The organism is Kitasatospora sp. NPDC006697, assembly GCF_042869935.1.
Lineage (GTDB): Bacteria > Actinomycetota > Actinomycetes > Streptomycetales > Streptomycetaceae > Kitasatospora.
Genome location: NZ_JBIAGU010000035.1, coordinates 1 through 21008 on the forward strand (window position 1 = coordinate 1; position 21008 = coordinate 21008).

Annotated in this window: 19 protein-coding genes; 9 read left to right on the forward strand and 10 right to left on the reverse strand. The window is 74.2% G+C overall.

The window, feature by feature from the left end; translation table 11 throughout:
* Positions 1 to 93: 93 nt before the first annotated feature.
* Positions 94 to 396: a DUF1330 domain-containing protein gene (locus ACFYNO_RS34325; RefSeq protein ID WP_388021451.1), complete on the reverse strand. Its 303-nt coding sequence runs from the start codon at positions 394 to 396 to the stop codon at positions 94 to 96.
* Positions 397 to 514: 118 nt separating this feature from the next.
* Between ACFYNO_RS34325 and ACFYNO_RS34330 the strand changes: the two genes are divergently transcribed.
* Complete coding sequence (locus ACFYNO_RS34330) at positions 515 to 1030, forward strand: MarR family winged helix-turn-helix transcriptional regulator (protein ID WP_388021452.1); 516 nt, start codon at positions 515 to 517, stop codon at positions 1028 to 1030.
* A gap of 6 nt (positions 1031 to 1036) precedes the next feature.
* Here the strand turns inward: ACFYNO_RS34330 and ACFYNO_RS34335 are convergent, their stop codons facing one another.
* From ACFYNO_RS34335 to ACFYNO_RS34355, 5 genes are read right to left on the reverse strand one after another with little or no spacing between them, the layout of a single operon-like run.
* A complete protein-coding gene (locus ACFYNO_RS34335) occupies positions 1037 to 2347 on the reverse strand; it encodes a DUF58 domain-containing protein (protein WP_388021453.1) in 1311 nt (436 codons plus the stop codon).
* 19 nt (positions 2348 to 2366) lie between these two features.
* On the reverse strand, positions 2367 to 3347 hold the full coding sequence (locus ACFYNO_RS34340; protein ID WP_388021529.1) for an AAA family ATPase: 981 nt from the start codon (positions 3345 to 3347) through the stop codon (positions 2367 to 2369).
* Between the two features lie 38 nt (positions 3348 to 3385).
* Positions 3386 to 4570 carry a DUF4350 domain-containing protein gene (locus ACFYNO_RS34345; protein ID WP_388021454.1) on the reverse strand — a complete coding sequence of 395 codons (1185 nt, stop codon included), beginning with the start codon at positions 4568 to 4570 and terminating at the stop codon, positions 3386 to 3388.
* Entirely contained in the window at positions 4567 to 5250 is a 684-nt protein-coding gene (locus tag ACFYNO_RS34350) for a DUF4129 domain-containing protein (protein WP_388021455.1), read from the reverse strand. Before ACFYNO_RS34350 ends, ACFYNO_RS34345 begins: the two co-directional genes overlap by 4 nt.
* Before the next feature lie 4 nt (positions 5251 to 5254).
* Positions 5255 to 6577 carry a hypothetical protein gene (locus ACFYNO_RS34355; RefSeq protein ID WP_388021456.1) on the reverse strand — a complete coding sequence of 441 codons (1323 nt, stop codon included), beginning with the start codon at positions 6575 to 6577 and terminating at the stop codon, positions 5255 to 5257.
* Positions 6578 to 6816: 239 nt separating this feature from the next.
* Here ACFYNO_RS34355 and mtrA point away from each other — a divergent pair, with 239 nt between their 5' ends.
* The 3 genes from mtrA to ACFYNO_RS34370 are packed head-to-tail and all read left to right on the forward strand — an operon-like array spanning position 6817 to position 11510.
* On the forward strand, positions 6817 to 7494 hold the full coding sequence (mtrA, locus tag ACFYNO_RS34360) for an MtrAB system response regulator MtrA (RefSeq protein ID WP_145905940.1): 678 nt from the start codon (positions 6817 to 6819) through the stop codon (positions 7492 to 7494).
* Between the two features lies 1 nt (position 7495).
* On the forward strand, positions 7496 to 9598 hold the full coding sequence (mtrB, locus tag ACFYNO_RS34365) for an MtrAB system histidine kinase MtrB (RefSeq protein ID WP_388021457.1): 2103 nt from the start codon (positions 7496 to 7498) through the stop codon (positions 9596 to 9598).
* A complete protein-coding gene (locus ACFYNO_RS34370) occupies positions 9582 to 11510 on the forward strand; it encodes an LpqB family beta-propeller domain-containing protein (RefSeq protein ID WP_388021458.1) in 1929 nt (642 codons plus the stop codon). Before mtrB ends, ACFYNO_RS34370 begins: the two co-directional genes overlap by 17 nt.
* Here ACFYNO_RS34370 and ACFYNO_RS34375 read toward each other — a convergent pair.
* The gene (locus ACFYNO_RS34375; protein ID WP_388021459.1) at positions 11498 to 12190 is read right to left on the reverse strand and encodes a ComF family protein; all 693 of its coding nucleotides are present in this window, start codon (positions 12188 to 12190) and stop codon (positions 11498 to 11500) included. The two genes, ACFYNO_RS34370 and ACFYNO_RS34375, sit on opposite strands and share 13 nt — an antisense overlap.
* Positions 12191 to 12545: 355 nt before the next feature.
* On the opposite strand from ACFYNO_RS34375, the gene hpf reads away from it, so the two are divergent.
* Positions 12546 to 13235: a ribosome hibernation-promoting factor, HPF/YfiA family gene (gene hpf, locus ACFYNO_RS34380; protein WP_388021460.1), complete on the forward strand. Its 690-nt coding sequence runs from the start codon at positions 12546 to 12548 to the stop codon at positions 13233 to 13235.
* A gap of 161 nt (positions 13236 to 13396) precedes the next feature.
* Positions 13397 to 14119 carry a response regulator gene (locus ACFYNO_RS34385; RefSeq protein WP_388021461.1) on the forward strand — a complete coding sequence of 241 codons (723 nt, stop codon included), beginning with the start codon at positions 13397 to 13399 and terminating at the stop codon, positions 14117 to 14119.
* 8 nt (positions 14120 to 14127) lie between these two features.
* Here the strand turns inward: ACFYNO_RS34385 and ACFYNO_RS34390 are convergent, their stop codons facing one another.
* Positions 14128 to 15327 carry a winged helix-turn-helix domain-containing protein gene (locus ACFYNO_RS34390; protein WP_388021462.1) on the reverse strand — a complete coding sequence of 400 codons (1200 nt, stop codon included), beginning with the start codon at positions 15325 to 15327 and terminating at the stop codon, positions 14128 to 14130.
* A gap of 46 nt (positions 15328 to 15373) precedes the next feature.
* The gene (locus ACFYNO_RS34395; protein WP_388021463.1) at positions 15374 to 15931 is read right to left on the reverse strand and encodes a GNAT family N-acetyltransferase; all 558 of its coding nucleotides are present in this window, start codon (positions 15929 to 15931) and stop codon (positions 15374 to 15376) included.
* A 224-nt stretch (positions 15932 to 16155) separates the two neighbouring features.
* Here ACFYNO_RS34395 and secA point away from each other — a divergent pair, with 224 nt between their 5' ends.
* Entirely contained in the window at positions 16156 to 18909 is a 2754-nt protein-coding gene (gene secA, locus ACFYNO_RS34400; RefSeq protein ID WP_388021464.1) for a preprotein translocase subunit SecA, read from the forward strand.
* Positions 18910 to 18987: 78 nt separating this feature from the next.
* On the opposite strand, the gene ACFYNO_RS34405 is transcribed toward secA, so the two are convergent.
* Entirely contained in the window at positions 18988 to 19515 is a 528-nt protein-coding gene (locus ACFYNO_RS34405) for an Rv3235 family protein (RefSeq protein WP_388021465.1), read from the reverse strand.
* Positions 19516 to 19783: 268 nt separating this feature from the next.
* Between ACFYNO_RS34405 and ACFYNO_RS34410 the strand changes: the two genes are divergently transcribed.
* Complete coding sequence (locus ACFYNO_RS34410) at positions 19784 to 20293, forward strand: DUF6912 family protein (RefSeq protein ID WP_388021530.1); 510 nt, start codon at positions 19784 to 19786, stop codon at positions 20291 to 20293.
* 51 nt (positions 20294 to 20344) lie between these two features.
* Entirely contained in the window at positions 20345 to 21001 is a 657-nt protein-coding gene (locus ACFYNO_RS34415) for an HAD family hydrolase (protein WP_388021466.1), read from the forward strand.
* The last annotated feature ends 7 nt before the right edge of the window (positions 21002 to 21008 follow it).

Here is a 21008-nt window from a genome sequence, read left to right on the forward strand (position 1 = left end):
GTACTGCAGGGGGGACCCTGTGGGAGAGTAGGACGCCGCCGAACAATCATTCAGGAGAAGCCCCCAGCATTCGTGCTGGGGGCTTCTTCGCGTTCAGGCCGGAATTCCGCTGACCAGGTTGACGTCGACGGGCCCGCCCAGGACCTCGGTGCGCCAGGCGACCAGCTCCTGGTAGGCCGGCGAGCCGTACCAGCCGCGGGCGTCCTCCTCGGACGGGAACTCCAGGATCGCCGTCTTGGTGATCTCCCCGGAGCCCTCCAGGGGTCGCGGGGCGTCGAAGGCCAGCAGCCGGCCGCCGTAGGGCGCGATGGTGGCGCCGACATTGGCCAGGTAGTGCCCGAGGTCGGTGTCCGGAGTGCGGTCGGTGCGGGTGAAGACGGCGTAGTGCTGAGACATGAGGAGACCTTTCAATGACGAATGTTTTGACGTCGAAGTGACTGACGGGACATACGCTATGCGGCCCCAGGGTCGATGTCAAACAGTTCAATGTCGAAGCTTTTGATAGCCTGTCGCCATGAGCGAGACGGCGAACGACGCGGTGGACGAGATCATCGAGCGGTGGAGCGCCGTTCGGCCCGACCTGGACACCTCACCGATCGGTGTGGTGGTCCGCATCTTCAGGGCCTCGCGCCTGCTGGAGCAGGGGGTGAAGGACCACTTCGAGGCCAACGGCCTGGAGTCCTGGGAGTACGACGTGCTCGCGACCCTGCTGCGGGCCGGTGACAGCAGCACCCTGCGGATGAGCGACCTGGCCGGAGCGGCGATGATCTCCCCAGGAGCGCTGACCAACCGGATCGATCGTCTCGTCGCCAAGGGGCTGGTCACCCGGGCCACCGATCCGGACAACCGCCGTCTCGTCCGCACCACGCTCACGGCCGAGGGCCGCCGCCTGGCCGACGGCCTGATCGAGGGTCATCTGGCCAACGAGATCAGCCTGCTGGAGGGCCTGGAGCCGGAGGAGCGAGAGCTGCTCGCCGGCCTGCTGCGCAAGCTCCTGGTGTCCCTCGGGGACCGCCCCCGCACCGCCTGAGAGGGGTCAGAGCCGCCCGGCCGCCTTCAAGGCCAGGTAGGTGTCCGCCAGGGCCGGCGGCAGGGCTGCCGGCGACTCGTCGAGGACGGTGGCGCCGAGGTGGCCGAGGCGGTCGGCGATGGTGCGGCGGTCGGCGCGGGTCTGTTCGGCGGCGGCGGCGTTGTAGACGGCCTGGAGGGTGCCGCGGCCGGCGGCGAGAGTGGTGAGGCGGGGGTCGGAGACGGCCGCGACGATCACCTCGTGGCGCTTGGTGAGCAGGGGGAGCACCGGGAGCAGGCCGTCCTCGGTGGTGCCGGTGTCGAGGCCGGTGAGCAGCACGACCAGGGAGCGCCGCGGGGCCAGCCGGAGGACGGCGGTGGTGAGCATCCGCTGGTCGGTCTCCACCAGGGCGGGCTCCAGCAGGGCCATGGTCTCGGTGAACGCGGGCAGCACCTCGCCGGCGGTACGGCCGACGACGGCGGCGCGCTGGCGCAGGTCGTGGGCGAGCAGGTCGACGCGGTCGCCGGCCTTGGTGGCCAGGGCGGTGAGGAGGAGGGCGGCGTCCAGGGCGGCGTCCAGGCGGGGGGCGTCGCCGACCCGGCCGGCCGAGGTACGGCCGGTGTCCAGGACGATGAGGATGTGGCGGTCGCGCTCGGGGCGCCAGGTGCGGACGGCGACGGTGTGGCGCCGGGCGCTGGCCCGCCAGTCGATCGAGCGGACGTCGTCGCCCGGCAGGTACTCGCGCAGGCTGTCGAACTCGGTGCCCTGGCCGCGGGTCAGCAGCGAGGTGCGGCCGTCCAGTTCGCGCAGCCGGGCGAGCCGGGAGGGCAGGTGCTTGCGGCTGGTGAACGGCGGCAGCGCGCGCACCGTCCACGGGACCCGGTGCGAGCCCTGACGGCCCGCCAGGCCGAGCGGCCCGAGCGAACGGATCGTCACCCGGTGGCTGTGGTGGTCGCCGCGGCGGGTCGGCCGCAGGGCGGTGCCGACCCGGCGGCGCTCGCCGGCCGGGATCAGCAGCCGGTGCCGACCGGCCGTCAGCTCGGTGCCGGGGGCGAAGGCCGAGGGCGCCCAGGCGTCCCGGATCCGGGCCCGCAGCGGGCGGCCTGACGGGTTCTCGACCAGGAGCTCGGCGGTGGCCGGCTCGCCGAGCCGGACCGAGCGCTCGCCGGCCCGGGCCAGCCGCAGCGAGCGGACGGGCGCGGCGAGCAGCAGGTCCAGCAGGACGGCGAGCAGCAGGGTGCCGCTGACCGCGCCGATCCCCGCCCAGGAGGGCAGCAGCAGGCCCGTGATCAGGCTGCCCAGGGCGGCCAGCAGGGCGGTTCGGCCGGTCAGGGCCACGGCGGTGCTCCTACCTCGGTCAGCGGGGTGCGGGGGTCTGGGCGAGGACGGACTGGATGACCGAGTCGGCGGTGACGCCCTCCATCTCGGCCTCGGCCCGCAGCCGGACCCGGTGGCGCAGGGTGGGCAGGGCGAGCGCCTTGACGTCGTCCGGGCTGACGTAGTCGCGGCCGGAGAGCCAGGCCCAGGCCCGGGCGGTGTTCAGCAGGGCGGTGGCCCCGCGCGGCGAGACGCCCATGGAGAGCGAGGGCGACTGCCGGGTGGCCCGGCACAGGTCGACGATGTACGCCAGCACCTCGGGGGAGACGGTGAGCGCGGCGATGGCGGCGCGGGCCGCGGCCAGGTCGGCCCGGTCGGCCACGGGGCCGACGCCGGCCGCCGCCAGGTCGCGCGGGTCGAAGCCCGCGGCGTGCCGGCTGAGCACCTGGAACTCCTGGTCGCGGTCGGGCAGCGGCAGGATCAGCTTCAGCAGGAAGCGGTCCAGCTGGGCCTCCGGCAGCGGGTAGGTGCCCTCGTACTCCAGCGGGTTCTGCGTCGCGGCGACCAGGAACGGCTCGGGCAGCGGGCGCGGCTCGCCGTCCACCGTGACCTGGCGCTCCTCCATCGCCTCCAGCAGCGAGGCCTGGGTCTTCGGCGGCGTGCGGTTGATCTCGTCCGCGAGCAGCAGGTTGGTGAAGACCGGGCCGGGCTGGAAGGAGAACTCGGCCGTGCGGGCGTCGTAGACCAGCGAGCCGGTGACGTCGCCGGGCATCAGGTCGGGGGTGAACTGGATCCGCTTGGTCTCCACGTCGAGCGCGGTGGACAGGGCGCGGACCAGCAGGGTCTTGGCGACGCCGGGGACGCCTTCGAGCAGCACGTGGCCGCCGCAGAGCAGGGCGACCACCAGGCCGGTGACGGCCGGGTCCTGGCCGACCACGGCCTTGCCGATCTCGGCGCGCAGCGCACTGAGGGCCTGCCGGGGGTCCCGCACCGCCGGGGACGCGGCCGGCTCCTTGGCCAAGCTCGTGGTCGCGTCCGGGGTCTGTACCGAGTCGGCCGTCACGGCTGTCGTACCTGCCTTTCCAGGGCGTCGAGGTCGTCGGCGAGCCGCAGCAGGGCGGCGTCGTCGGTGGGCGGCGGGCCGTAGAGCAGCCCCGCGGTGCCGTCCGGGGTGTGCCGGTCGCCGAGCCGGGCGGCCAGGGCGGCCAGCAGTGCGTCCGGCGCGGGCTCGCCGTGCCGCACGGGTACGGCGAGCGCGGCCGCCAGCCGTTGGCGGGTGGCCCGGCGCAGCGCGTCGGCGGCCCGGCCGCGGGCCCGGCCGCGGTGGTAGAGCCGGGCCCGGCCCTCGGTGGTCTCGGAGGCCCGGACCACCACCGGCAGGTTCTCCGGGACCACCGGTCCGAGCCGGCGGGCCCGCCAGGCCACCGCCAGCAGGGCGGCGATGGCGAGCTGCAGGAAGGCCCAGGACCAGCCGGCCGGGATCAGCTCGGCGAAGCCCTTCTGCTGGTCCCCGCCGCCGGCCGCGGCGGCCTGGTAGTCCGGCAGGAACCAGGTCAGGTGCGGCTCGGCGCCGAGCAGGCCGAGGGCGAGCGAGGCGTTGCCGTCCTTGGCCAGCCGCTGGTTGGTGAGGAAGCGGCCGGAGCCGACCACGATCACCTCGCCGCCGGCCGGGCCGGCGGTGCGGACCAGGGTCGGGTGGCCGTACCGCGGGTAGCAGGCGGTGGCGCCGCTCTCGGCCTGGTAGAGCCGTCCGCCGGCCTCGGCGCTGCCGGCCAGCTGGGCCTCGGCCAGGGTGCAGTCGCCGGGCGCGCTGGCGGAGGCGACGCTGACCGGCGTGTCGTCCGGGCCGAAGGTCTGCACCCCGGTGGTGAGCCGGTCGAGCGCGTCGGGCCCGGGGGAGAGCAGCACCAGGCGGCGGTGGCCGGCCCGGGCGAGCGCGCTCAGCTGGTCGTCGTCGAGCAGGTCCGGCACCGGGACCAGCACCGTGTCGTCCCCGGCGGGTGCGCTGCCCAGCGCGTCCGGGTCGGCGGTGGTGTCCACGGTGACGCCGTGGTCGCGGAGCAGCTGGGTGACGGCCCGGGTGCCGTCGGCGTCCGGGGAGCGCGGGTCCAGGGCGGGGTAGGAGGGCGCGTTGTTCAGGCCGGCGCTGAGCAGGCCGGCCAGCAGCAGCACGGCGCCGCCCGCCAGGAACCAGCGGGTGCGGTGCCAGAGCCGGCGCGCGTCCGGGGAGATCGAGGTGCTCACGCGGGACCCCCGGTCGGGGCGAGCGGGGCGGGGCGGGTGCGGCGCAGGCGCTCGTCCAGGTCGGCGAGGCGGCGGTAGGCGGCTTCGTCGGCGGGGCGGTCGCCGTACGCGATGTCGTCGAAGACCCGGGCCCCGTCGGCGAGTTCGGCGGCGTGCTGGGGCAGCAGCCGGCCGGCCTCGCGGGCCGCCTCGTCGGCGGTGCGGCCGGGCCGCTGGTCGAGCAGGGTGCGCTCCTCCAGTGAGCGGACCAGGGCGCGCAGCTGCTCGCGGACCGCCTCGGCCCACTGGCCGGCCGCGGCGTGCCGGGCGGCGGCGGCCCGGTGCTGCTCGGCGCTGCGGGGGCCGTCGGCGGCGAAGAGCGCGAGCGGGCGGGCGGCCTCCCGGCGCGGCCGGCCGAACCGCCACCAGAGCGCGCCGGCGACCAGCGCGAAGAGGACCAGGAAGAGCACCAGGCCGGTGGTGCCGTCGCCGCCGACGGCCGAGCCGAGCTGGGACAGCAGCTTGTCGACCTGCTCCCAGAACCAGTCGATGGCCCGCTGGACCGGGCTCGGATCGTGCCGGTGGTAGGCCGGCTTCAGCAGCTCCTCGCGCGCGGCATCGCGGGCCGGATCGCGCGGCACGGCCACCGGCGCGCCGCCACCGTCGGCGGCGGCGCGCCCCCACTCCCCCCAGGCGTGCATCGGGTCAGGCCGCCCCGGTGGGCGGCTGGCCGCCCTGGCCGGCCCAGCCGGTGCCGCCGTACTCGGGCAGGCCGGCGGCGCGGGCCAGCTCCAGGTCCAGGGCCTCGCGGCGGATCCGCTGGTCCACGTAGAGCAGCACGTTGATGCCGGCCCGGACCGGGACGGTGATGGTGGCCGCCAGGGTGCTGCCGATGCCGGTCAGCAGCAGCGCCAGGAAGGAGACCTTGACGTGCTGGTCGGAGTTGCCGCTCAGGCCGGGGAAGGTGTTCGCCGCCCCGGCGATGCTGAACGGGGCGCTGATCAGCAGCGCGATGACACCGGTCAGCACCAGCCCGAGCAGGGTGATGCCGAAGATCCGCCACCAGTTGCCCTTGGTGAGCTTGCGGGAGCGGCCCAGGGCGGCCTTGACGCCCTGGCGCTCCAGCATCAGGGCGGGCGCGGCGAGGCTGAGCCTGACGTACATCCACAGGGCGAAGCCGCAGGAGACCAGCAGGCCGAGCAGCGCGGTGACCCCGGTGGTGGCGTCGTCGTCGGTGCTGACGCCGACGAGGACCGCCGGGATCACGCCGACCAGGACGATCCCGCAGATGATCAGGCCGATCAGCAGGCTCAGCCCGAGCAGCCGCCAGAACTGCGGGCGGGCGGCGCGCCAGGCGGCGGCGGTGGAGACCGGCTCGCCGAGGATGGCCTTGCTGACCACCATGGTGAGCAGCGCGGTCATCACCAGTCCGGCCAGGCCGCTGATCAGCAGGCCGACGAAGCGCAGCACCAGGGCGGTGGTGTCGCTGTCGCTCTCCTGCGCGTACCAGTCGAAGGCGATCGAGGCGGTCTGGCTGAACAGCGCGACGCCGAGCGAGAGCGGCAGCACGGTGCGCCAGTGCCTGCGGGCCGTGGAGATGGCGCCGTCCAGGATCTCGCCGACGCCGAGCGGGCGCAGCGGGATCACGCCGGGGCGCGGGGCGAGCGGCTGGCCGCCCCACTGCGGCTGCCAGCCCTGCTGGCCCCAGCCGGGCTGCTGCTGTCCGCCCCAACCGGGCTGACCCCAACCGGGCTGCTGCTGTCCGCCCCAGCCGGGCTGGCCCCAACCGGGCTGGCCGCCGCCCGGCTGCTGGTGCCAGCCCTGGGCCGGGCGCGGGCCGGGCAGGTGCGCCCCCGGCTCGCCGTAAGCGCCCTGGTAGGGCGGTGCGACCGGGGCCCCACCGGGGAGCGGGGCAGGGGCGGGAGCAGCGGCGTCCGCGGGCGCGGGGGGCGCGCTCGCCGGCGGCCGGCCGTCCTCGGGCTCGGACGGGGACGAGCCGGGCGAGACCCAGCCCGGGGTGTCGGTCATCACTGCTCCTCGGCGCGGGGCGGGCGGCCCCAGGATGGTGGGTGGCGCATGTGTGCCGACCATCGTGCCATGGTGGCGGCAGGCGCCCCAGGGGCGCCTGGTTGCTGATCGACAACGGAGTCGGCAGGACCGTGGAAGTGGGGAGTTTGGGTGGATATGGGCCGTCTGACCGGGGAACCGGCCGGGGAATTGGCACGGGTGTGCGGCAGGTCACATTCCCGTAATGAGAGGATGGGCGCATGAAAGGTCGCGTCCTGGTCGTCGATGACGACACCGCACTCGCCGAGATGCTCGGCATCGTGCTGCGTGGTGAGGGCTTCGAGCCCAGCTTCGTGGCGGACGGGGACAAGGCCCTGGCCGCGTTCCGTGAGGTCAAGCCGGACTTGGTGCTGCTCGACCTGATGCTGCCCGGGCGGGACGGGATCGACGTCTGCCGGCAGATCCGGTCGGAGTCCGGCGTCCCGATCGTGATGCTCACCGCGAAGACCGACACGGTCGACATCGTGGTGGGCCTGGAGTCCGGCGCCGACGACTACGTGGTCAAGCCGTTCAAGCCCAAGGAACTGGTGGCCCGGGTCCGGGCGCGGCTGCGCCGGGCCGAGGAGCCCACCCCCGAGCAGCTGACCATCGGCGACCTGGTGATCGACGTGGCCGGCCACTCCGTCAAGCGCGACGGCCGCGGCATCCCGCTGACCCCGCTGGAGTTCGACCTGCTGGTCGCGCTGGCCCGCAAGCCCTGGCAGGTGTTCACCCGCGAGGTGCTGCTGGAGCAGGTCTGGGGCTACCGGCACGCCGCCGACACCCGCCTGGTCAACGTCCACGTGCAGCGGCTCCGCTCGAAGATCGAGAAGGACCCGGAGCGCCCGGAGATCGTCGTCACCGTCCGCGGTGTCGGGTACAAGGCCGGGCCCAGCTGACGTGTCGCACGAGGTCCACGCCTCCCCGGCCGGCCCGCCGGCCGGGGAGGAGCACATAGGGAGCACGGCCGCCGCGGCGGCGCCCGGCTCCCCGCTGCGGCTGCTGTGGCGGCGGCTGCTCAGCCCCGTCCACCGCCTGTCCGCGCTGTACCGGCGCTCGATCCAGCTGCGGGTGGTCGCCGCCACCCTGGCGCTCTCGGTCGCGCTGGTCGTGGTGCTGGGCGTGGTGGTGATGGCCCAGGTCCGCCAGGGCCTGCTGGACAGCAAGAAGCACGCCGCGCTCGGCCAGGCCTTCGGCGGCTTCACCACCGCGCAGAAGCTCAGCGACGGCCAGGCGCAGGCCGACGAGGCCGCCCGCAACGCCGGCGACCCGGGCCAGAGCGAGAGCAACAGCTGGCTGACCACCCAGGTGGCCAGCCTGGCCAGCGGCGGCCAGGGCGTCTACGTGGTGATCGGTACCGTGCCGTCCTCCGAGCAGACCGCGGTGGCCAGCAGCATCGTCCCGCCGGAGAGCGCCCGCGCCTCCGAGGACATCTCGCTGAGCAGCATCTCCCCGCAACTGATGGCCGACGTGGCGAAGAACCCCAACGCGCCGCACGAGCAGGCGACCACCATCCACCGGGTGGCGGCCAACGGCCAGGCGGTCTCCGAGCCCGGCCTGGTGATCGGCAAGCAGCTCAACGGCCCGGACAGCAAGCCCTACCAGCTCTACTTCGCCTTCTCCTTCGCCCAGGAGGACCAGACGCTGGCCCTGGTCACCGGCACGGTGGCCACCGCGGGCCTGTTCATCGTGATGCTGATGGGCTGCATCGCCTGGCTGGTGGTGCGCCAGGTGGTCACCCCGGTGCGGATGGCGGCGGGGATCTCCGAACGGCTGGCCGACGGCCACCTGGAGGAGCGGATGAAGGTCACCGGGACGGACGACATCGCCCGGCTCGGCGAGTCCTTCAACCGGATGGCCGGCGCGCTGCAGGCGCAGATCCACCAGCTGGAGGAGCTCTCCCGGGTGCAGCGGAGGTTCGTCTCGGACGTCTCGCACGAGCTGCGCACCCCGCTGACCACGGTCCGGATGGCCGCCGACCTGATCTACGACTCGCGCGAGGACCTGGACCCGATGGCGGCCCGCTCCGCGGAGCTGCTGCAGGGCCAGCTGGACCGCTTCGAGTCGCTGCTCGCCGACCTGCTGGAGATCAGCCGGTTCGACGCGGGCGCCGCGATCCTGGACGCCGAGCCGGTCGACCTGCGCGACATCGTCAACCGGGTGGTCGAGGCGGCCGACCCGCTGGCCCGGCTGAAGGGCAGCGCGGTGGTGCTGCGCGGCGCCGACAAGCCGGTGGTGGCCGAGGTGGACCAGCGCCGGATCGAGCGGATCCTGCGCAATCTGGTGGTCAACGCGCTGGAGCACGGCGAGGGCCGGGACGTGGTGATCCGGCTCGGCTCGGCCGAGGGCGCGGTGGCGGTCGGCGTGCGGGACTACGGCATCGGGCTCAAGCCCGGCGAGGCCTCCCGGGTCTTCCACCGGTTCTGGCGGGCCGACCCGTCCCGGGTGCGGACCACCGGCGGCACCGGTCTGGGCCTGTCCATCGCGGTGGAGGACGCCCACCTGCACGGCGGCTGGCTGCAGGCCTGGGGCGAGCCGGGCGGCGGCTCGCACTTCCGGCTCACCCTGCCGCGCACCCGCGGCGGCGAGATCGGCCGGGCGCCGTTCCGGCTGGAGCCGGAGGACTCCCGGCACAACCGCGGCCTGCGGGCCCAGGGCACTCCGTATCGGCGGGCGCTGCCCTCCGGTGCCACCGCGCTGACCGCCAGCGGTGAGCTGTCGGTGATCCCCGAGACCCCGGGCGGCGCGGGCGGCGGGCTGGGCCCGGGCCTGGGCGGGGTGCTGGCGATCAGCGGCGGGCTGGGCCAGCAGCGGCAGGCCCGCGGACCGGTGGCCGACCCGTCCGACGTCAGCACCGCCGGTGCCGGGTACGGTGCCACCGGAGCGCACGTCGTGGTGGACCGCGGCCGCGCCGCGGGCGGGGCGGACGGCGCCCCGCAGCAGAGCGCCGAAGGCGCCGAGGGGACGAACGCGGAGGGATCCAGGAGTGCGGAGCGCCAGTGATGCCGCCCGGCGCTGGCCGGGTGCGCTGGGGGTGGCCCTGACCGTGCTGTTCGCGGCGGGCTGCGCCACCATGCCGGACAGCGGCGACCCGGAGGCCGTGGTGCCGCCGCAGGGCGCGGGCGCCGACCAGGGCATCCAGGTGCGGGTGGTGCCGATGCCGCCGCGGGACGGGCAGAACCCCGCCGAGGTGCTGCAGAACTTCCTGGACGCCTCGATCGCCGACGAGGCGAACTACCGCACCGCCAAGCAGTACCTGACCGGCGAGGCGCTGAACAGCTGGCAGCCGGACAGCGGCACCACGGTGGTGGCCAGCATCGCGCAGCAGAAGTCGGCGGGCAGCGACCCCGACCCGACCGCCACCGGCCAGGTGGTGCTGACCATCAACTCGCACCAGATCGGCGGGCTGGACGCGCGGCACACCTACCGGGCGGCCCCCGCCGACCAGCAGTTCACCGGCACCTTCACCCTGGTCAACGTGGCCAAGGACGCCAAGGACACCAAGGACCCGAAGGAGGCCGCCGCCAGGGCCGAGTGGCGGATCTCCGACCTGCCCGGCGGCCTGCTGCTGGACCAGGTGAGCTTCCGCAACGCCTACCAGCAGGTGGACCGGTACTTCTACACCCAGCCCGACCCGCAGGCCACCGGCCCGGACCAGCCGGTGCTGGTGCCCGACCCGGTCTACCTGCACCGCCGGGTCGACCCGGTCCCGGCGGCCGCCCGGGCACTGGTCGCCGGCCCGTCGCTGTGGCTGGAGCCGGCCGTCCGCTCGGCCTTCCAGGGCCTGCCCGCCGAGCCCACCGTGACCACCGACGACGCCCGCAACCCCAAGCTGCAGGCCGACTCGGTGGACTGCGTGATCAACGAGTCGCTCTGCCGGCAGATGGCCGCCCAGCTGTTCTTCACGCTGACCGGGCTGAACGGCAGCTCGCTGCAGAGCGTGCAGGTCAACGGCAAGCGCGGCAGCTACGCGCTGCCCGCGGCCACCGCCCGCAGCCTGCCGGAGGCGCCCGGCTCGCTGGCCGGCGGCAGCCCGGCCTACGTGCGGGTCAGCGGCACCGGGCAGCTGGCCCGGCTGCCGATCAGCGACAGCCCCGCGGACAGCGTCCCGGTGGCGGGCGTGCTGGGGCAGCCCAAGCCGCCGGCCCAGCTGCAGCCGACCGTCGGCCGGCCGGCCGGGCCGTACGCGGTGCGCCGCGACGGCAAGGACGCCGCGGTGGTCAGCGAGGACGGCAAGTCGCTCTACGTGGCCGCGCTGGACGACAGCGCCAAGGCGCTCGGTCAGCCCGTGGTCACCAGCCGCCAGGACCAGGGGCTGACCTCGCCCAGCTGGGACGGCTTCGGCGACCTGTTCGTGGTGGACCGCGACCCGTCCTCGCCCAGGGTGCTGATGGTCCGGGACCAGGCCAGGGCCGTCCCGGTGCCGATCAGCGGCCTGACCGACGGGCAGGCCGTGGACAGCCTGCGGGTCTCCTCGGACGGCACCCGGGCGGCGCTGCTGCTGACCGGTGCCGGCGGCACCCACTCACTGGCGATCGGCCTGGTGCAGCGCGGCGGCACCGCCCAGCAGCCGACCGCGACCATCGCCCAGGTCCGCCCGGTCTCGCCGGCCAAGCTCGCCGACGTGGCCTCGGTCAGCTGGGCGGATCCGGACACCCTGCTGGTGCTGGGCAAGGAGGCGGACAGCGTGATGCAGCTGCACTACCTGTCCACCGACGGCTCCAGCGGGATCGACGGCAGCGGGATGCAGGCGGTGGACGGCATGCGGGTGGTGGCCGCCTCGGAGTCGCGCAGCGACCCGGTGCTGGCCGACGCGAACGACGGGGACCACACCGTCTACCGGCTGCTCGGCACCGCGCAGTCGCAGTGGAAGGTGGTCACCAAGAACGGCGAGCAGCCGGCCTACCCGGGCTGACCGGGGGCCGCGGTGGCGGCCACCGTGGCCGCGGCCGGCGGCGGGCAGCCCGCCGCGCGCAGCGCCCGGGCCGCCTCGGCGAGGCTGGCGCCGGTGGTGACCAGGTCGTCCACCAGCACCAGCCGACGGCCGGTCAGCTGCTCGGCGGTCAGCCGGCGCACCGTCAGCGCGCCGTGCAGGTTGGCCCGGCGGGCCGCGGCGCCCAGGCCGGTCTGGTCGGCGACCCGGCGGGCCGGGCGGAGCACCGGGGCGACCCGGCAGGGCAGCCCCTCGCGGCGCAGCGAGCGGGCGGCGGCGCGGGCCAGCCGGCGGGTGGCGTCCTGGCCGCGGGCGCGCACCGCGCGGCGGGCCGAGGGCATCGGCACCAGCAGCAGCGGCGGGCCGCTCGCCGGCCCGGGGGCGAGCGCGGCGAGCACGGCGCGGGCCAGCAGCCCGCCCAGCGGCGCGGCCAGGCCGAGCGAGCCGCGCTCCTTGTGGGCGATCAGCAGCCGGCGCACCGGATCGCGGTACCCCGCGCAGGCGTGCAGCGGCGGCAGCCCGGGCGGGGCGGGCAGCGGGCCGGCCGGGCGCGGGCGCAGCCCGTCCAGCACCGCCCGGCAGGCGGGGCAGAGCGGTCCGCCGGCCGCGCCGCAGCCGGCGCAGGCGGTGGGCAGCAGCACGTCGAGCGCGGCGGTCAGCAACGGTCCCTCCCCGGTCGGCCACTCTCGGTCACGGGGCCAGGGTGGGCCGTCCGGGCGGACTTGTCCAGATATTTACCCTCACTTCACTCGATGGAGAGTAGACAGGTGTGAACAGCTGTCCAGCCGGATTCCGCTCCACCCGAGGTCCCGCTGGGGAGGCGAGAAGCCCGTACGGGGTGTGAGATGGGGCTCCCAGGGTTTCAAGCGTCCCTGGTGGGGAGGAAGTGGGTGAGGGTCCAGCCCGCCCGGTCCCCGGACCGGACGGCGCACCGGCGGTAGGTCGGCTGGTCAGGCTGGGTCTCATGCCCGGCCCGGTAGTCCGGGCCGGTGCCAGTACGAGGGATCGGAGTTCTGCGTGGACATCGTCGTCAAGGGCCGCAAGACCGAGGTGCCCCAGAGGTTCCGCGAGCACGTGGCCGAGAAGCTGGAGAAGGTCCAGAAGTTCGACGGCAAGGTGATCAGCCTCGACGTCGAGCTGTCCAAGGAGCACAACCCGCGTCAGGCCGAGCGGTCCGACCGGGTCGAGATCACCGTCCGTACCCGTGGCCCGGTGATCCGGGCCGAGGCGGCGGCCAGTGACGCCTACGCGGCCCTGGACCTGGCCGCGGCCAAGCTCGACGCCCAGCTTCGCAAGTCCGCGGACCGGCGCCGGGTGCACCACGGCGCCCGCACCACGCCGCTGAGCGTCGCCCAGGCGACCGCGCGGATCGCGGCGCTGCCGGGCACGGCGACCATGGATGAGCTGGACGAGCAGGAGGTGCCCAGGACCACGATGGGCACGCTGGAGGTCGAGGGCGAGGGGCCGCTGGTGGTCCGCGAGAAGACCCACACGGCCCACCCGATGGCGCTGGCGCAGGCGCTGGAGTCGATGGAGCTGGTCGGCCACGACTTCTACCTCTTCGTGGAGAAGGACAGCGGGCTGCCCAGCGTGGTCTACCGCCGGCGCGGCTACGACTACGGCGTCATCCACCTGAAGGCGGACGGGCTGGAGCCGGACGACGAGGCCGCCGGTGCCGGCGGTTCGATCAACGGCGCCGAGCGCTGATCCGCCGGGCGCCCAGGCGCACGCCCCCGGCGGCCGGGCCGGCCGCCGGGGGCACCCGTTGGGGGACACCCGTTGGAAGTACCTCGGCCGTGAGCGGTGAGTCCGGCCCCGCGGGCCGTGGAATGATGAGCCCTGGAGCTTTCGGCGACGGGGAGGGGCGGATGGCGGACCGGTTCGAGGGCGCTGGCGGCGAGGAGCCGGAGTTCGCGCCGCGCGGCGGGGAGCCTATCCGCGTCCTGGTGGTGGACGACCATGCGCTCTTCCGGCGGGGGCTGGAGATCGTGCTCGCCGAGGAGCCGGACATCCGGGTGGTCGGCGAGGCCGGGGACGGCGCGGAGGCCGTGCTCAAGGCGGCCGACCTGCTGCCGGACATCATCCTGATGGACGTGCGGATGCCGCGGCGCAGCGGGATCGAGGCCTGCACCTCGATCAAGGAGGTGGCGCCCAGCACGAAGATCATCATGCTGACGATAAGCGACGAGGAAGCCGACCTCTACGAGGCGATCAAGGCGGGGGCCACCGGCTACCTGCTCAAGGAGATCTCCACGGACGAGGTGGCCACCGCGATCCGCGCGGTGGCGGACGGGCAGTCGCAGATCAGCCCCTCGATGGCGGCCAAGCTGCTCACCGAGTTCAAGTCGATGATCCAACGGCGTTCGGACGACCGGGAGTTGGTGCCCGCACCGCGGCTGACCGACCGGGAGCTGGAAGTGCTCAAGCTGGTCGCCACCGGGATGAACAACCGGGAGATCGCCAAGGAGCTCTTCATCAGCGAGAACACCGTGAAGAACCACGTGCGCAACATCCTGGAGAAGCTGCAGCTGCACTCCAGGATGGAGGCCGTGGTCTACGCGATGCGGGAGAAGATCCTCGAAATAGGCTGACCGGCGGGTCAGTCGGCGAGCAGCCGGTCCAGCTCGGGCCGCAGCGACTCGTCCTGCAGCGCCTCGACGCGCACCGCGGAGCAGCCCACCCACTCGGCGGCCTCGCGCAGCGCCCGGGCCAGCGCGGGCAGCCGGGAGCGGCTGTCCAGCGAGATCTGACGGGCCACCAGGACCCGGCCCTCACGGGCCGGGTCGACCCGGCCGACCAGCCGGCCGCCGGCCAGCACCGGCATCGCGAAGTAGCCGTGCACCCGGCGGGACTTGGGGGTGTAGGCCTCCAGCCGGTGGGACATTCCGAAGATCCGCTCGGTGCGGGGCCGGTCCCAGATCAGCGAGTCGAACGGCGAGAGCAGCGTGGTGCGGTGGCGGCCGCGGCCGCCCGAGGCATCCTCCGCCGCCAGCGCGGCCGGGTCGGCCCAGGCCGGGGCCGGCCCGCCGCCGGCTCCCCAGCCCGCCACCGAGACCGGGACCAGGCCCGACTCGGCCACCACCGAGTCGAGTTGACCCGACTTCAGGCGGTGGTAGTCGGCCAGATCGGCCCTGGTGGCCACGCCGAGCGCCTGCCCGGCCTGGCCGACCAGCCGCAGCAGGCAGCCGCGGTCGTCCGGATCCTGCTCGAACAGCTCGGCGGGGACGGCCTGTTCGGCCAGTGCGTAGACCCGCTTCCAGCCGCGCCGCTCGGTGCAGACCACATCGCCGAAGGCCAGTGCGCGCTCCACCGCGATCTTGCCCTCGGACCAGTCCCACCACTCCGAGGTGCGCTTGGCGCCGCCCAACTCGGTGCTGGTCAGCGGGCCTTCGGCGCGCAGCCGGGCCAGCACCCGCAGGTAGGCGGCCTCGCTCACCCGGTGGTCCCAGAGCCCGCCGCGCTGCCGGTAGGCCCGGCGGCGGAAGGCGAACAGCGGCCACTCCTCGATCGGCAGCACGCAGGCCGCGTGCGACCAGTACTCGAAGCTGGTGGCGGCGCCCCAGTAGGCCCGCTCCACCGCCGGACGGCCGACCGCGCCGAGCCGGGCGTACGGCACCAGCTCGTGCGAGCGGGCCAGCACCGAGATGGTGTCCAACTGCACCGCGCCGAGCGAGCGCAGCACTCCGCGCACCCCCGCCCGCCGGTCCGGCGCGCCGAGCAGGCCCTGGGCCCGCAGGGCGATCCGGCGGGCCTGGTCGGCACTGAGCGTCTGGACGGGCGGCGGGGTGGCGGCGGTCATGCCGGACAGGGTAGGTGTCCGCACCGACAGCCGGGCCCCGGCCCGGTCAGCCGGGGAGCCCGGCCTCGCCGGCCAGCAGCGAGCCCATCCAGACGTCGTGGAAGACGCCGCGCTGCTCGGCCCAGGAGCGCAGCACGCCCTCGACGGTGAAGCCGGCCTTGACCGCCAGCCTGTGGGAGGGCTCGTTGCCCACGTAGGCGGTCCAGTCGATCCGGCGCAGGCCGCGCTCGGCGAAGCCCCAGCGGCAGACCTCGCGGACCGCCTCCAGGGTCAGCCCGCGCCCGCGCGCCCCCGCCGTCGCCCAGTAGCCGATCTCGGCCCGGCCCGGCCCGCGGTGGCTGAGCGCCTGGGTGCCGACCAGCTCGCCGGTGGTCCGCTCGACCACGCACCAGGTGGCCGAGCCCTGCGCCCAGCCCGGCGCGGCGAGCTTCTCGACGAAGAACTCGGCGTCGGCCCGCCGGTAGGGGGAGGGGACCACGGTCCAGCGCTGGATCTCCGGGTCCTGGCAGGCGGCGGTGAGCGCGTCCACGTCCTCGGCGGTCGGCGGGCGCAGGGTCAGGCGGTCGGTCTCCAGGGTCACCGGAGCGGGAAACGGTTCGTTCATGGACGGAGTATCGAGGGTCGGCGCGCGCGGGGAAAGGGGGTTTCGGATGCCCGAATTGTGGCATTTCCGATGCCTATCGCGGGATCCGCCCCCAGGAGTGACACCGGAATGGCGTGCTGACGCACCTCCCGGGGCATTGGCCTCCTCGCATACGATGGCCCGTGCGGCGGTGTGGACCCGCTGTGCAGTCGTCCAGAGCCGATCCAGGCAAGGAGCCCGCCCAAGTGTCCGTCTTCGACAAGATCCTGCGCGCCGGCGAGGGGAAGATCCTTCGCAAGCTTCAGCGGATTGCTGCCCAGGTCAACTCCATCGAAGAGGACTTCGTCAACCTCACCGACGACGAGCTGCGCGCCCTGACCGCGGAGTACAAGTCGCGCCTGGAGGAGGGGGAGAGCCTGGACGCGATCCTCCCCGAGGCCTTCGCCACCGTCCGCGAGGCCGCCAAGCGGGTGCTCGGCCAGCGCCACTACGACGTGCAGATCATGGGCGGCGCCGCGCTGCACATGGGCTACGTCGCCGAGATGCGCACCGGTGAGGGCAAGACCCTGGTCGGCACCCTGCCCGCCTACCTCAACGCGCTCACCGGCAAGGGCGTGCACCTGATCACCACCAACGACTACCTCGCCGAGCGCGACTCGGAGTGGATGGGCCGGGTGCACCGCTTCCTGGGCCTGGAGGTCGGCGTGATCCTGGCGAACATGCCGCCGGCCGAGCGCCGCCGCCAGTACGCCATGGACATCACGTACGGCACCAACAACGAGTTCGGCTTCGACTACCTGCGCGACAACATGGCCTGGTCGCAGGACGAACTGGTCCAGCGCGGCCACAACTTCGCGGTCGTCGACGAGGTCGACTCGATCCTGATCGACGAGGCCCGCACCCCGCTGATCATCTCCGGCCCGGCCGACCAGGCCACCAAGTGGTACACCGACTTCGCCAAGCTGGTGGTCCGGCTCAAGCGCGACCGGGACTACGAGGTCGACGAGAAGAAGCGCACCGTCGGCGTGCTGGAGGAGGGCGTCACCCGGGTCGAGGACTACCTGGGTATCGACAACCTCTACGAGTCGGTCAACACCCCGCTGGTCGGGTTCCTGAACAACGCCATCAAGGCGAAGGAGCTCTACAAGCTGGACAAGGACTACGTCGTGATGAACGGCGAGGTCATGATCGTCGACGAGCACACCGGCCGCATCCTGGCCGGCCGCCGCTACAACGAGGGCATGCACCAGGCGATCGAGGCCAAGGAGGGGGTGGAGGTCCAGAACGAGAACCAGACCCTGGCCACCATCACCCTGCAGAACTTCTTCCGGCTCTACGAGAAGCTCTCCGGCATGACCGGTACCGCCACCACCGAGGCGGCCGAGTTCCACCAGATCTACAAGCTCGGCGTGGTGCCGATCCCGACCAACAAGTCCCCGCAGCGCATCGACCAGCCCGACCTGATCTACAAGTCGGAGCCGGCCAAGTTCGCCGCGGTGGTGGACGACATCGCCGAGCGGCACGAGAAGGGCCAGCCGGTGCTGGTCGGCACCGTCTCGGTGGAGAAGTCCGAGTACCTGTCGCAGGAGCTGCGCAAGCGCGGCATCCCGCACGAGGTGCTGAACGCCAAGCACCACGAGCGCGAGGCCCAGGTGGTCGCGCAGGCCGGTCGCAAGGGCGCGGTCACGGTGGCCACCAACATGGCCGGCCGCGGCACCGACATCATGCTCGGCGGCAACCCCGAGCACCTCGCCACCGCCGAGCTGGCGCAGCGCGGCCTCAACTCGGTCGACACCCCGGACGAGTACCTGGAGGCCTTCCCGGAGGCCCTGGAGAAGGCCAAGGCCGCGGTGAAGACCGAGCAGGAGGAGGTCCAGGAGCTGGGCGGCCTCTACGTGCTCGGCACCGAGCGGCACGAGTCCCGCCGGATCGACAACCAGCTGCGCGGCCGCTCCGGCCGCCAGGGCGACCCGGGCGAGTCCCGGTTCTACCTCTCGCTGGGCGACGACCTGATGCGCCTGTTCAAGGCCGGCATGGTCGAGCGGGTGCTCTCGATGGCCAACGTCCCGGAGGACGTGCCGATCGAGTCCAAGATGGTCACCCGGGCGATCGCCTCCGCGCAGACCCAGGTCGAGCAGCAGAACTTCGAGATCCGCAAGAACGTCCTCAAGTACGACGAGGTGCTGAACCGCCAGCGCGAGGTCATCTACGGCGAGCGCCGCCGGGTGCTCGAGGGCGAGGACCTGCAGGAGCAGATCGGCCACTTCATGGACGACACCGTGGAGGCCTACGTCCAGGCCGCCACCGGCGAGGGCTTCGAGGACGACTGGGACCTCGAGAAGCTCTGGACCGCGCTGAAGCAGCTCTACCCGATCACCCTGGACCTGGCCGAGCTGGAGGAGGAGGCCGGCGGCTCCGCCGCCCTCACCCCGGAGTTCCTGACCAAGGTGGTCCAGGAGGACATCCAGGCGCAGTACGGCGCCCGCGAGGACCAGCTCGGCGAGCAGGTCATGCGCGAGCTCGAGCGCCGGGTGGTGCTCTCGGTGCTGGACCGCCGCTGGCGCGAGCATCTGTACGAGATGGACTACCTCCAGGAGGGCATCGGCCTGCGGGCGATGGCCCAGCGCGACCCGCTGGTCGAGTACCAGCGCGAGGGCTTCGACATGTTCGGCGCCATGATGGAGGGCATCAAGGAGGAGTCCGTCGGCTACCTGTTCAACCTGGAGGTCCAGGTCGAGCAGCAGGTCGAGGAGGTGCCGCTGCCGGCCGACGGCGAGGAGGTGCCGGCCGCGGCCGTCGTCGAGGACGTCCGGCCGGAGATCAAGGCCAAGGGCCTGGAGGCGCCGGCCCGCCAGCGGCTGCACTACACCGCTCCGTCGGTGGACGGCGACGTCACCGTGGTCGAGGGCGACTTCGAGGAGGACGCGCCGGCCGCCGGGAGCGACGGCCTGACCCGGGCCGAGCGCCGCAAGGCCGCCAAGGGCCGCCGCCGCAAGTAGGCCGCGGTCCGTTCCGTCCGCCGCGCCGTCCGGGGCCTCCCCGGGCGGCGCGGCGGCGTTCCACCGGGTGTCCACCGCTCATCGGGTGTCCACCGCGGCGCACTGCCAGACCTCGGTGCGGCGGTGGCGCTCCAGCCGGAAGGCCACCACGTGCTGGCGGTGGCCGGCGGCGACCCGGACGCAGACCTCCACCGCGTCCGGCGCGGGGGAGGAGTCGTGCACCGGGCCGAGGCCCAGCCGGCCGCGGCCGGCCGCCGAGCGCAGCGGGCCGCGGCGGACGAGGCCGGAGAGCTGGCGGTAGCCGTCGTGGGTGGTGTGCCGGAGCAGCTGGCCGGCCGGGCGGGCGCCGGCCAGCACCTCGACCAGGCGCTGGGCGAACCGGCGGGCCAGCTCGCGGCGGGCGGCGGCCTCGTCGGCGTCGGGCGGCGGGGCGGGGAGGGCGCAGGCGGCGCGCGGGTGGCGGGGGGTGCGCGGCTCGGCGTGGGCGGAGGGGTGGGCAGGGGCATGGGCAGGGGTGTGGGCGGGCGGGTGCGGGTGCGAGTGGCCGGGGCGGCGGCCCAGCGGACGGATCGTCACCAGCGGTGCGGCGAGCGCGGTCTGAGTCATCGGCGGTACCCCCGGGGTCGGTGTGCGGGTGCGTCGGTGGTGCTATCGGCAGTCTCGGCGGAGCCCGGGAGCCGGGCCGGCGGGGGCGGCGAGGTCCCCCGGACGGCGGCTTGACGCGCCGTCGGGCCCGGGCGGCAAGGGGCCCGGCGCGGCCGGGGCCCGGACGGGCCGCGGGGGCGATCCGCTCGAAGGGGGACACCCCGTTGATCGTCCGGGCCGTATTCTGTGGGGGTCCGAGCTGCCGGAGCAGGAAGCGAGCGTGTCCCCGATGCGTGTCTACGTGCCCACCACCCTGGCCGGACTGGCCCAGGCACACAGCGGCGGCGCGCTGGACCAGTCCGCGGCCTACGCGGTGACCCCGGCGCTGCGCGAGTGGTACGTGAGCGACGACATCGAGGAGCTGGAGTACGCCGCGCTGGTCCGCGCCGCCCAGTCCTCGCTGCGGCTGCTGGCCGCCGACCCGGGGGCGCCGCGCCGCCGGGTGGTGGTCGCGCTGGACATCCCGGACCGTGCGGTCCGCCCGTTCGGCGGCGACGAGTACCAGGACCAGGCCTCGCTCGGCCGGGTCACACTCGCCGAGCCGGTCCAGCTGGCCAAGGCCGCCGCCGTGCACGCGGACGCCGACGAGGCCGAGGTGCTGGCCGACGTGGCCGGCGCGGCCGGCGCGGTGACCGCCGCCGACGCGGGCGACGCGGACGCCCAGTTCACCGTGGACGGCGCCGAGGACCACGAGCTCCTCTGGTTCGCCACCCAGGAGATCCCCGCACTGCTCAGCTGACCTTCTCCCCCGAGATACCCGTTTGTCGGTACGGGCGGCTACCGTGCCCAGGTGCGTACTCACATCGTCTGGGACTGGAACGGGACCCTCCTCAACGACATGGCCGCGGTGGTCGGCGCCAGCAACGCCGCGTTCGCCACGGTCGGGGGCGCGCCGCTGAGCGTGGCGCAGTACCGGGAGAACTACGAGGTCCCCATCCCGCGGTTCTACCGGCGGGTGCTGGGCTTCCAGCCGACCGGTGCGCAGTGGGAGCAGCTGGACGCCACCTTCCAGGAGCACTACGGCCGGCTGAGCCTGGCGGCCGGGCTGGCCGACGGGGTGCCCGAGCTGCTGGCCGGCTGGGCCGCCGAGGGACACACCCAGTCGCTGCTGTCGATGTACGAGCACCAGCGGCTGCTGCCGGTGGTGGAGCGGTTCGGCATCGGCGCCCACTTCCTGCGGGTGGACGGCCGCACCGGCCCCTCGCACGGGCAGAAGGCGGCCTCGATGGTGCGCCACCTGCAGGCCCTCGGCGCGGCGGTGGAGCCGGCCCGCACCGTGGTGATCGGCGACGCGGCCGACGACGCGCTGGCCGCCCGGGAGGCCGGGGTGCGCGCGGTGCTCTACACCGGAGGCTCGCACGTGCGGGCCAACCTGGAGCCGGTCGGCGTCCCGGTGGTGGACTCGCTGGCCGAAGCGGTTCAGCTGGCCAGGGAGCTCGCCGCCTGAGCCGACC